This window comes from Acetobacterium bakii, assembly GCF_001263355.1.
Classification (GTDB): domain Bacteria; phylum Bacillota; class Clostridia; order Eubacteriales; family Eubacteriaceae; genus Acetobacterium; species Acetobacterium bakii.
The window spans coordinates 80104-92431 of sequence record NZ_LGYO01000017.1; the positions used below are offsets into that span (position 1 = coordinate 80104).

Sequence of the window (12328 nt, forward strand, 5' to 3'; positions counted from 1 at the left end):
AAAAATCGCGTTTTCTTTTTTTAGTCAGTATTTAAATTTCGGGGGTAAGGTTATTTGCAAATATTATACAGCTAATTCTTTGGCTTTCACTGCAGCGGTTCCGGCATCGGGAGCAAATCCGTCAGCGCCGATTTCAACTGCGTATTCCGGGGTCACTGGGGCTCCGCCGACAATTACTTTGAATCCGGTCAATCCGCTGGCTTTAATGGTCGCAACGGCTTCTTTAAGAGCTGGCATGGTTGATGTCAACAGACCCGAGCAGGCCACGATCTTGACATTATCATTGTCTTTAATGGCTTGGACAAAGGTATCGGCCGGTACATCAACGCCAAGGTCAACCATATCAAATCCGGCACTTTCGATCATCAGTGAGACCAGGTTTTTACCGATGTCATGTAAATCTCCGGCAACGGTACCGATGATGCAGGTACCCAATTTAGAGGCGCCGTCTCCGGCGAGGTGTGGTTTCAGAACATCCACGCCCTTTGACATGGCTTTAGCGGCGATCAGCATTTCCGGAACGAAAATTTCTCCGGTTGAGAATTTTTCTCCGACCACACCCATGGACTCAACCATTGCATCCAGAATATCCTGGGGATTATTCCCGGCATCCAGTGCTTCCTGTACCAGACCCGGAACGAGTTTGGATTTTCCTGCTTCTACTTTTGCTTTTACTTCTTCAATTTTAGACATTTTTTTCTCCTCAAATTATTTTATTTTATCAATCTTTATCACGGTTGTGTGTCGTGATGTTTGTTGCTAACTGCTAAGATTTGTTTTTATTATTTAACCGGTCCAAAGATACCTTCGCGGTAGGCGCCGATGTATTCCATGCAGTATTCGTCCTCGCCCAGCAGCGCTTCGGTGGCGAAGATAATGCCCATCAGATCGCGGTTTAAAGGATCCAGGATGGCACTGTCCATGCCGGCATTCATGGCTAAAACAGTAAAGCCCATGTTAACCATTTTTCGGACAGGGAGGTTAAAGGAAATGTTACTTACCGCGCCGGTAACGTGGATTGTGGGATACTGTGATTTAATTTCTCTGATAACTTCAGTGACCATGGCAATGCCATCTTCTGAGGTACAGAGCATTTCTACCAGCGGATCGATGTGCATCCGGGCAGGATCGATCTTATATTCCTTGACCTTGGCCATTAAATCGGCAAAGACGTCCAGACGGTCTTTGGCGGTTTTAGGAATGCCTTTGTCGCTGTTTAACAGGGCCACACATTCCCATTTGGTGTCGGCGATGGCAGCAAATGCGACGTCAATCTTGTCCCCTTCCAGAGATACGGAATTGAACAGTCCGGGTTTGTTGCAGTATTTCATGGATTCGATACAGGTATGCACGTTGGGACTGTCCACGGCTATCGGTAGATCCGTGGCATCCTGGACGATATCGATGAGCCATTTCATGGTTTCCAGTTCAATGTCGTCATCCACAGATGCGCAGACATCAATGAAATCCACCCCTGCTTCCGTTTGTTTGATGGCCAGATCCCGAATAAAAGCGGCATTCTTTTCTTTAATAGCCTTGCCGGTTGAGGGAATCGCCCCGTTAATTTTTTCTCCAATAATGATCATTTTTAATTTACCTCCTGGGAATATAATTTATATTAGTTTAAAGCGTCATTTCTTCGTTGGATTATTTTCTGTGTAATTTGTCTAGAACATTTCCTTGGTCATTTTGTCAATGGCCTCATCACTGGCTTCGTAAACGCCTGGGAATGAACTGACCCCCATGCCTTGACATGCGCCGGGAATAAAGTAGAGCTTTCCATTTTCACGACAGGCTCTTGCGAATTCTTCTTCAACCTGTTCTTTGGTCCAGTCTGGATGGTCAATTATACCGCTGTGAACGCCGCCCATAAAGGTAATTTGTTCGCCGTATTCCTTGATCATTTTAGGAATATCATTGGTTGTCATAACACCCTGCCAGATATCAATACCCATTTCAATCATATTGGGTACTAAGGTTGCTGCATAGCTGTCACTGTGATGAACAATCAATTCAACCCCATTATCTTTATAAAATCCGTAGATTTTTTTATAAGCCGGCAGAAAGAATTCTTCAAACATGGCAGGAGAAAGGAATGTGGAGATCTGGCTGCCCCAGTCATCATGATGGAAAATTATTTCAGGATGAAGATGAGTAACCAATTCCTTGGCGTATGCCAGTTCAAACTCTGTTAAATAATCAATCAGTTCAGCCATTGCTTCGGGTTCTTCGTAAAAACTCATTAAAGCAGTTTCCATTCCCATTAAATAGTGGGTGAGCTCAAAAAGACCTGGGGCGATAAATGCGGTTACATATTTATTGTCATGATCGACTGCCTTTGCGTCGGCGATGGCTTTTTCCCAGTCAGCAGCAGGAAAAACAACATTAGGTGCTTTAACATATTCTTTCCACTCGGTAATATCTTTTAAAAGAATGTGATCAGCATCGTGAACCGGAAAAGAACCAAGTTGACCTTCTGGCCAGCGAATGGTAACACCCCATTCATTGACAACTTCACCACCAATTTCAGGTTTTATTCGGCATGATGGCACACTCATGATCATTTGCATGAACTCAAATTGTTTTACAAATCGATCAGGATTCCCGCCTGTTAAGACCTCTTTTAAATTTTCTTTTCCAGTTAACATATTCTGTTACCTCCTAATAATTTTTAGTAGTAAATAATTTATTTACTGTTATTTTAGTAAATAATCTTCTATTTACTGTGATTATAAACGGTTGCAGCTCCTTTGTCAATAATTAATTTTATTAATAAAGTTTTCTTATGTATTTTCAGGTTCATTGGTTGTAGGTTCAAAAAAAAACAAAGTCACGGATTTTAAATCCGTGACTTTGTTTGGCGTGCCATGAGTCAAGAAAACATGACAAAGGATGAAGTTGTTGCTTAATCGTAATGTAGGCCACTCCAGTAAACAGGTCCTTTTACAATAGTTTTATCACCGAGATCAACACCATCCAGCGCCCATTTTTTAAATTCGCTGAATCCGGCCCGGTCAATGATATAACCGATATGCTCTTTTCCGCCTGGGGCCGAGCGATCAATATAGTTTTCTACAAATTTATAGGTATTGTTGATTATTTTAATAATCACATCTTCAGTGGTCCAAACCAGAAAATCCTCAGCAAGACGGGGATTCCGTTTGCCTGTTCGACCCATGATGACCAGACGATAGTACTTTTCTGTACTCCGTGTCCATGCCCGGGTTGGACAATTGATGACGCATTCCCCACAACCAACACATTTTTCGGTATTTCGCACAATGCGATAATTTTCAACAGTCAGGGCATCTACCGATTTTTTCTTACAGGCTTTTACACAGGCCTGGCAATTTACGCAACGTTCCTTTTCATATTGGGGTTCGGTCATGCCGATGATCCCAAAATCCTGCATCCGGGCTTTTATGCAGTCATTAGCGCAACCGGTAAAGGCGACTTTAAAGTGAAGGTCATTGGGAAAGATTTCTTTCTCCATTTTTTTTGCAAAGTCGGTGGTATTGTAATTGGCAAAGGGACAGACATTGCTGCCGATACAGGCAGAAACGTTGCGGGTGCCGGCGGCGGTATACCCTTTTCCCGGGATTTCCTGGTTGATATCCAGTTTATCAATGATGGGTTGAAGCAGGGCGTTGACTGCATCCATATCTTCGTACCGGATCCCGGGGATTTCAAAGCCCTGGCGAGTGGTCAAGTGAATCCGTCCATTGCCATAGGTTTCGGCGATGTTTTGAATGATTGGTAAAATATCAGCAGTTAACAGGCCGCCGGGAACACGAATCCGAGAGGCTGTTTCCCCTCGAACTTTAGTCACGCGATAGGCATTCTTCTTTATTTTTTTTGTATTAAGATCTAACATAGTTTCCTCCTAATCTCTTAAAAATTTTCCTTTAGTATAATTAAAAACCGGTCCATCCAGGCAAACATAAGTATCATCAATTTTACAATGCCCGCATTTGCCAATGCCGCAGCACATTTTTCGTTCCTGGGAGATCCAGAGATTTTCTTCTTTAAAACCAATTTTAATGAGTTCGGCAATGGTACACTTCATCATCATGGGGGGACCCACTACAATTCCAACGGCGTTTTCAATATTTTTAATGGGGATATCCGGGATATATTGGGTAACCATGCCGCATTTCCCGCAATAGCCATCATCAGGAGTATCAACGGTCATAATGACGTTGAGGTTATCTTCCCATTTTGCGAAGTCGTTTTTAAATAAAATGTCCTTGGGAGATTTAAAACCGACCAGAAGAGTGAAGCCTTTGGTGTCCTTGGGGTTAGCAGAGAAATAATCCACAAGACCCTTAACCGGGGAAAGACCGGTACCACCTGCGACCAGGAGAATTTCCTTATCCAGATAATTTTGGATGTCAAAACCATTACCATAGGGTCCCCGGAGAAAAAGGGTATCGCCAACATAATTTTCAAAGATCTCATCAGTGACCTTTCCCACCCGGCGGATGGTCAGATCGACGGTATCTTTTCCGATGCCACTCACAGAAATTGGGGCCTCCCCAAATTTTGGCAGAGAAACTTCAAAAAATTGTCCGGGGTTCACATTCCCTGAATAAGTCATTCGAAAGGTATATTCAATGTCGGTATGTTTAATAACCTCTTTAATTTCGGATAGAAAAGGAATATAAGGATTGATATCAGTCATTTAGTTTTCCTCCTTTACAAGGGTATTGAGTTTATTGATGCAGTTGGAGAAAGAAATATACTCGGGACACACATCATCACAGCGGCCACAGCCAATGCACATTTGAGTGCCAAAACGTTTTTTATAATCGTTGATTTTGTGCATCACCTTAAAGCGCATGCGTTGTCCTTTATTATCCCGAAAAGCGTGTCCGCCGGCCATATCGGTATAACCATCCACGTGACAGGAAGCCCACACTCGGCGGCGTTCTCCGGCTTTACCGTTATCCGTATAAAAAATATCCTGCATGGTAAAACAGGTGCAGGTGGGACAGACGAAGTTGCAGCGGCCGCAGGCAATACAGCGGTTGGCGTAGTCTTCCCAAAATGGCGAATCAATTACAGATTGAGGGATCGCCTCGGGGATTTCCACCACTGTTTTATTCTGGCTCACAGCATCGGGAATAACCTGAATCTCTGGCATTTCGGCTAAAGCAGTATCCAGCAAATCCCAATGGCTGTCGATAAGTACATTTTGGCCGTCAATCTTTAGGTAGGCATCGTAATCATCGCTTTGGTTGGTGCCCATGGAAACACAGAAGCAATTTTCAAAGGAGTCTTCACAACCCATGAGAATGAACTTGGTGTTGTCTCGAAGGCGCTTATAATAGGTGTCAACGGCGCCGTTTTTGAGATAAATGGTATCCATGCGCTTAAGACCGTGAAGATCACAGCTTCGCAAAAAGACAATGGCGCCTGAATGGGGAGCATCCGCTTCCTTCATTTCATTCTCGGTAAAATAAAACAGAGTTTCAGAAATAGGCAGCAAAACTTCCTTAAACGAATAATTCGATTTCTCTTTAAATTCAATGTCATCTAAGGTTGTGACTTCACCATATCGAATGGTATCAACATGTGCAAATGTTCCATCGCCTACATATCGTCGTGGTCCATAAATCTTATATTTTTTTGACAATTCCGTCAGTATTGCATTCATTTTATCTTGATTAATTTGATAACCCATACAGCATTTCTCCTTAATATTGTGTTTTTATTAATTATATCCTTAAATAAAAATGGTCGCTGTGATAAATGTCACAACGACCAAAGATATAGGGTAAATTTTGTGTTTATCAGCAGTTTCATACTTGAAACGCTAAAGAGGCATTTGAAATATGAAGCGGTATGATTTATTCATGTTCATGTTTTAATATATAATCCACAATCTCGTTTTTGCCAACCCTGTTTACGCCGCTATGCTCAATATCAAAGGAAGGATCAATTTCATAGCCCAGCTCTTTTTCCATAACCGCAGCGACACGGGGACGACAGAAAGTGCCCTGACACCAGCCTGCGCCGGAACGGGTTCGGCGCTTAACACCATCGATGGTTGTTACCGGTATCCCCCGGTTCATTGCGTCGATGATGGTACCTTCAGTTATTTGTTCACACCGACAAATAATTTTCTGGGGATTTGATTCCATATCGATGAGGGGCTGGATTTCTTTCATGGGTTTTAGTTCTGTTCGGGTAATGACAGGTGCTCGATAGGGATTAAAGCTTGGGTTTTCAACCATAAAACAGCCTTCGTTTTTTAGAATATCCAACACCATATCGGCAATAGCAGGTGAAGAGGTAAGGCCCGGTGACTGAATTCCCGCACAATTAATAAATCCCTTGACCCCAGTGGCCTCAATGATAAAATCATCAGTAGAACTGATGGAACGAACGCCGGTAAAGCTTCTGATAAATTGTTTGATATTTAATTTGCTGGTAGTATGTTTTGCCTCATTGAAAATTTTCAGTAAGCGTTCGGCATGGGTTGATTTATCGTCAGTATCCTGATTAACCGCATCCGGACCAATGAGAAGGTTGCCATGATAGGTTGGCGTTACTAATATTCCTTTACCTAATTTTGTAGGCATTTGGAAAAGCACTTTATTAATAATTGAACCCGATCCCCGGACCATAACCATGTACTCACCGGTACGTGGGGTGATTTGAAAATAATCAGCGCCAACCATGGCTGAAATTACAGCTGATTGTAAGCCACCGGCATTAATTACATATTTGGCTTTGTGGATTTGGTCATTAGTATCCACTAATTCAAATCCAACATTCGATTGTTTAATGGCTTTAATTTCGGTATTTAAAAACAATTCAACGCCATTGGCAACAGCATTTTCGGCTAAAGCGATGGCCATTTCAAAGGGAGAACAAACACCAGCGCCCTTACAGTGAAGGGCATACTTAACATCGGGATTAACATTGGGTTCCATGGCCATAATCTGGTCATGATCAATAATTTCTAGATCGTCAACGCCATTGGCCAAACCATTTTCATAAAGATTTTTTAAGGTTTCCAGTTGTTCCTCTTCAAAGGCGAGAACCAGAGAACCGATTTTTTCATAACCAAAATTTAATTCTTTATCTAATTGATCAAACTGTTTTCGGCCTTTAAAACAAAGACCGCCTTTTACCTTAGCATGAGATTCGGCAAAGCCTCCATGTACAATGGCAGAATTGGCTTTAGTAGCACCCATGGAAACATCATTTTCTTTTTCAAAAACTGCAATCGATAATTCGTATCGGCTTAAAGCACGAGCCACAGAAACACCTATGATTCCAGCACCAATAATTGCAACATCATACATAATTTTCTCCTTCGTTTGTAAATTTTAAATAAATTCACTCGGGTTTTGTAATATTGTAATATTAAATAACATACCCACTTTCGCACTTTTCTCTCACAAATTCGTAGAAAAATTCACGTTTCATATAGTCAATCGGCAAAAATTCCGTTTGATTATAGGCGAAATTAAGCTTAGTAATAGCTGCTTCAAAAGATATATTCTCAAGCGGAATGGCGCCTGCTTCAATAAGCTGGTGACATGAGGCATAAAGAGGTCCTTTAATATCTTTGTATGAGATCATATAATGATCGACCTGGGGATTGTTGCTGATAAATTCCAATAGCGAGGTACCATTGTCTCCGATGACATTTCCACTGCCGCAATGATATTGGGAATGTAGAACGGCTTTGATTGACTGGGCTTTCAAATCAATGCATCGATAATTAAGTCCGGGATAAGCCCGCAGGCCAAGAATTTGATTGTTAAAGTTTTTGGTCCAGGGGACTATATCCGGGGATGGATTATAGAGTTTTAACATACTGGGGTTTTTGGAAGACGGGGTGCAACAGAGGCCTCGGGAATCCAGAATGCCGAGGTGACCGCCAAAACTTGAAAAATCATCCTTTAGCCAATCGGCTTCAAGTAATCGTGAGGCCAGATGAACATAAACTTCACCATCACTGTTTTGGTAAATGGCATAAAATCCAGGGAGTTGCTGATTACAGATGAAATCAACACTGGCTGAAAAATTGACCAGGGCATTGCTCCCGACTTCACCAAGTGCATAGTTAGCGGCTACGAGTACAATGGGAATAGTAGGACTGTCAACACCATAACATAAGGCAGCTCCGGTATAAGGAAGGGTGTCGGATCCATGGGCAATGATAACACCGGTATAGTTTACCAGGTTAAATTTTTCAAGAGTGTTTATAATCTGGAGCCAATGTTTAGGCTCGGCATTTTCGCTAAGGATGTTAAAAGGCCGGGACACTTCAAAATCAACTAATGGCTTATCGAAATTTTTATATATGGACAATAAATCATCACTGCGTTTGCTGTCCACATCAATACAGCCATCATTGACTGAACTGCCTATGGTTCCTCCGGTTAACAATATAAGTATTTTAGGTGGCTTTTCCATTAAAGTTTATCCTTTCACCGATTTTAAAAGCATTATAGCACCAATTGGTCTAAAGAAAAATAAAAAAAGCAAACAACTGCTATTTAGTTGTTTGCTTTTATTAATGAAGTTTTGTGTTAGATCAGCATATTTTTACCAAGGGTGGTATTCATCATATAAGCATTTGAAAATTCAGGGTCGGTTGCCAGTTCCACATGAGTTGTAACTCCTGGAATTCGTTCACATTGAATAATTTCTTCTTTAGATAAAAGAAAAAGTTGGACGCCAGTACCGGCTCCATTTCCGATGGAACGAATGGGAACATCATCTATTTTAGGAAGCAGACCAATGAACTGGGCATTATTCACATCGATATAGTTCCCAAAAGCACCTGCCAGAACAACCTCTTTGAGCTGATGACCTTCGATGCCAAAATGCTTAGTCAATAAACAGCATCCTGTATAAATAGCAGCCTTTGCCAATTGAACCTGACGAACATCCTTTTGAGTTATGATCATTTCATTTCCATTGGGGTTTTCATCCTTTGAAACAATGACAAAGTATCGCTGTCCGGTTTCATCGATACCAAAACGATCTTTAAAGGGATGATCATCAAGATCTTTACCTTTAATAAAATTCCCTCGGGCATAAACCAGGCCTTCGCGGAGAAGCAAGGCGATGGCATCAATAATTCCAGAACCGCAAAAGCCAAGAGGAGCACCATTTCCAATAACCTGACACTTGATTTTATTGTCGATCAAGGTAATCTTTTCAATGGCTCCGGTTGTGCCACGCATGCCCATATGGATGCCAGCTCCTTCCAAGGCAGGACCACAGGCAGTAGAGGCAACGGAAAATCGATGATGGTTACCAACAGCAATTTCACCATTTGTCCCAAGATCAATCATTAAACGCAAATTTTCATCCCGGGGAAGCCCAAGAAGTACAGCTGTGGTATCGGCGCCAACAAATCCGCCAAGTAAGGGCAGAAATGTGATCCGGCCAAATGAATTCATGCTAATATTAAGTTCTGAGGCAGTCAGCGTCACCATATCTTTGGAAATGCCGGTGAATGGCGAGAGACCTAAATGATGAGGATTTAATCCTAGAAAAAGATGCGACATCGTGCTGTTACCGCAGAAAACACAATCATAAATTGCTTCGGTTTCAATGTCAGAGTCTTTACAAAGATTATTTAAAATCATGTTTACAGTTTCTATGATAGAGTTGTGAATTTTTTTAAGATCTTCAGCAGAACCTGATGCGAATTCAATTCGGCTGATAACATCACCACCAAAGGAAATTTGTTTGTTTAAGGTTGAGTATTGATTGACAAGGACACCGGTGGTTAAATCATATAAGTAACCAACAACTGATGTGGTTCCAATATCAAAAGCAACACCATAGGCAGTAAATGGCGTATCACCTGGTATCAAGTCGATAATTTCTTCATTAAATACAAGAAAGCTTAAAAGGTTTTTATCCTTTAAATGAAAAACCTGAGGAATTTTTTTCAGAATATTCAGAGAATGAATATTTACCGGTAAATCCAATGCTTCACGGATAGTTTCCAAATCGAAAGAGCACATATCCGTTTTAAGATTGGTATAGGGAATTGAAAATATCTTAATTCGGGGATTAAAAGGCAATGTGGCGTTGGCACTGGTTTCCAAAATTTGGCTTAACGCAGCCTCTTTTGAAATAAGAATCTGCATATTTTCAGAAACGGGATGCTGACAACTTAATACTTCTATAATATGACCATTTTCACGAATGGTAACGAGACATTTTTTACAGGTACCTTTTCCACCGCAAACAAGGTTTTGGGGAAAACCTGCAAGAGCACAGGCATCAGCAACAGTTTTATTGTCCTCAATTGAGATGGTTTTGTCTAAAAAAGGGAAAATAACATGAATATTTTTTTGAATTGACATAAATTCGTCCTTTCTTTTTATAAAATATTAAAATATTCTATAAATCTGCAATTATTATTGATAATATTATACTCCTTTTGAAGATGTTTTACAAGAAAAGAGGAAAATTCAGTACGATTTTATAAAAATATTGACAAAGAATAAAGAAGGTGATAATCTAAAAGTATAAATGTATGTACATGTTTAACATGTACATACATTATGAAATACTAAATAAATTTGAAATCGATAACAAACAAGGAGGTTTATTGTGATTATTATTGGGGAAAAAATTAATGGTACCATTCCGGTTGTCAAGGAAGCCATTGAAAAAAGAGATGCTGCATTTATTGCAGATCGTGCTGTTAAGCAGGCGGAAGCGGGTGCTGATTTTATTGATGTGTGCGCAAGCACGGCACCTGAACTTGAAATAGAAGCCTTAAAATGGTTAATGAGTGTTGTTCAGGATGCAACGGACACACCACTTTGCATTGATAGTCCAAATCCAAATGTCATTGAATCAGTATTCAAATATGCTAATAAACCAGGTCTTTTAAATTCAATTTCAGAAGAGGGCAATAAATGTGAAGTGCTGCTTCCATTGATGGAAGGAAACACCTGGGAAGTCGTTGGTCTTACCTGTGATAATAGAGGGATTCCTAATGACGTGCAAACAAAAGTCGATATTACTCGAATTATGGTCGAAAAAGCTGCTAAGTATGGGGTAACACCTGAACGTATGCATATTGACCCTTGTGTTATGGCATTATCAACAGAAAATAGTTCATTGCTTAATTTCGCGCAGGAAATCAAAGAGATTCGAGCGTTATATCCAACCATCCACATTACTTCCGGTTTGAGTAATATTTCATTTGGATTACCAGTACGGGCGCTGATGAATAAAACATTTATGGCATTGGCGATTCAGGCGGGTATGGACTCTGCAGTGATGGATCCTTTAAACAGAGACATGATGGGGACTATTTTCGCAACCTATGCATTGCTTGGAAAAGATAAACATTGCAGAAAATACAGTAAAGCTTTCCGACAGGGAAAAATCGGTCCTGTTGTAAAATAATTAACTATTGAAAACACTCAAAAAAATATAAAAAGGAACATCTCTGACGAGTATATCGGGGATGTTCTTTTTTTATATGAAGTTTTTTGGAGAAATCATAAATCTTGCACGTTTTAAAGGTGTAAAATATCGACTGATAATTAGCAAGACATGAAAAAATTCAGGGAATAAACAACTAAAAATTACTTGTTCAAAGATTGTTTGAGAATTAACAAACAATCAAATGAAATATATTGTCATGAAATGAAAAAATATTGACAATTATGATAAAAAGTGATAATCTAAAATCAAATCTGTATATACAAGTATGTAGATGATTTCTGCCCCAAGAAGAATCATGATTTGTTTTGCAACTATGGGTAAAAGGAAAAAGACGGAATAGTTGATCGCAAGAAAGAAGGTGGTGAAAAAAGACATATAAATAAAAGAAATGGTTTTAGAAAGATTAAATGGAAGCAGGAATTTAGCTTAAAAACCATCGGAAAAACAACAATTTTACAAATATAACAAATTAAGTGACAAAGAAAGACTTATTATGCTTCGGAGATCATCATAAGTGACATAAAATAAATTAAATTAAGATAAAATATTATTTGCCATCTGAAAAAGAGGTTGAAATCATACGCAGAGTAAAATATTGTTCTGATTATTGATGTCAACCCCGTAAATGTAAACGTTTTTGGATTTTTTCCAGTAAAAAATTGTCACATTAAATATTTGATTTTTATTACAAAATCATTTATCATAAACGTAGATGTTAAAAATTTATCAAACTAAATGGAGGAAATTTTATGGGTTTTAAATCAGACATTGAAATTGCACAAGAGGCTATACCACAGGATATTCGTATTATAGCAGCTAAGTTGGGTTTAACAGAAGACGATCTGGATTTATACGGTAAGTATAAAGCAAAGGTTGACTATAA

11 protein-coding genes are annotated in these 12328 nt (G+C 39.8%); 2 read left to right on the top strand and 9 right to left on the bottom strand.

The window, feature by feature from the left end:
• Nucleotides 1-63 precede the first annotated feature (63 nt).
• The 9 genes from AKG39_RS07735 to AKG39_RS07775 all read right to left on the bottom strand — a co-directional run bounded on the left by AKG39_RS07735 (nucleotide 64) and on the right by AKG39_RS07775 (nucleotide 10346).
• On the bottom strand, nucleotides 64-693 hold the full coding sequence (locus AKG39_RS07735) for a corrinoid protein (protein WP_050739811.1): 630 nt from the start codon (nucleotides 691-693) through the stop codon (nucleotides 64-66).
• An 89-nt stretch (nucleotides 694-782) separates the two neighbouring features.
• Nucleotides 783-1586: a methyltetrahydrofolate cobalamin methyltransferase gene (locus AKG39_RS07740; RefSeq protein ID WP_050739812.1), complete on the bottom strand. Its 804-nt coding sequence runs from the start codon at nucleotides 1584-1586 to the stop codon at nucleotides 783-785.
• A gap of 81 nt (nucleotides 1587-1667) precedes the next feature.
• Complete coding sequence (locus AKG39_RS07745; RefSeq protein ID WP_050739813.1) at nucleotides 1668-2648, bottom strand: uroporphyrinogen decarboxylase family protein; 981 nt, start codon at nucleotides 2646-2648, stop codon at nucleotides 1668-1670.
• Nucleotides 2649-2905: 257 nt separating this feature from the next.
• A complete protein-coding gene (asrC, locus tag AKG39_RS07750) occupies nucleotides 2906-3874 on the bottom strand; it encodes a sulfite reductase subunit C (RefSeq protein ID WP_050739814.1) in 969 nt (322 codons plus the stop codon).
• 9 nt (nucleotides 3875-3883) lie between these two features.
• Nucleotides 3884-4681: an anaerobic sulfite reductase subunit AsrB gene (gene asrB / locus AKG39_RS07755; RefSeq protein ID WP_050739815.1), complete on the bottom strand. Its 798-nt coding sequence runs from the start codon at nucleotides 4679-4681 to the stop codon at nucleotides 3884-3886.
• Nucleotides 4682-5683, bottom strand: coding sequence for an anaerobic sulfite reductase subunit AsrA (asrA, locus tag AKG39_RS07760; RefSeq protein WP_050739816.1), 1002 nt, complete (start codon nucleotides 5681-5683; stop codon nucleotides 4682-4684). It abuts the gene before it with no gap.
• 166 nt (nucleotides 5684-5849) lie between these two features.
• Complete coding sequence (locus AKG39_RS07765; RefSeq protein ID WP_050739817.1) at nucleotides 5850-7313, bottom strand: NAD(P)/FAD-dependent oxidoreductase; 1464 nt, start codon at nucleotides 7311-7313, stop codon at nucleotides 5850-5852.
• 61 nt (nucleotides 7314-7374) lie between these two features.
• Complete coding sequence (locus tag AKG39_RS07770) at nucleotides 7375-8433, bottom strand: asparaginase (protein WP_050739818.1); 1059 nt, start codon at nucleotides 8431-8433, stop codon at nucleotides 7375-7377.
• Nucleotides 8434-8549: 116 nt separating this feature from the next.
• Nucleotides 8550-10346, bottom strand: a complete 1797-nt coding sequence (locus tag AKG39_RS07775) for an ASKHA domain-containing protein (RefSeq protein WP_050739819.1) — start codon at nucleotides 10344-10346, stop codon at nucleotides 8550-8552.
• Nucleotides 10347-10596: 250 nt separating this feature from the next.
• Here AKG39_RS07775 and AKG39_RS07780 point away from each other — a divergent pair, with 250 nt between their 5' ends.
• Nucleotides 10597-11403: a methyltetrahydrofolate cobalamin methyltransferase gene (locus AKG39_RS07780; RefSeq protein WP_050739820.1), complete on the top strand. Its 807-nt coding sequence runs from the start codon at nucleotides 10597-10599 to the stop codon at nucleotides 11401-11403.
• 791 nt (nucleotides 11404-12194) lie between these two features.
• Nucleotides 12195-12328 (top strand): formate--tetrahydrofolate ligase (locus AKG39_RS19325; RefSeq protein ID WP_152912168.1); only part of this gene is annotated, 134 nt, incomplete at its 3' end.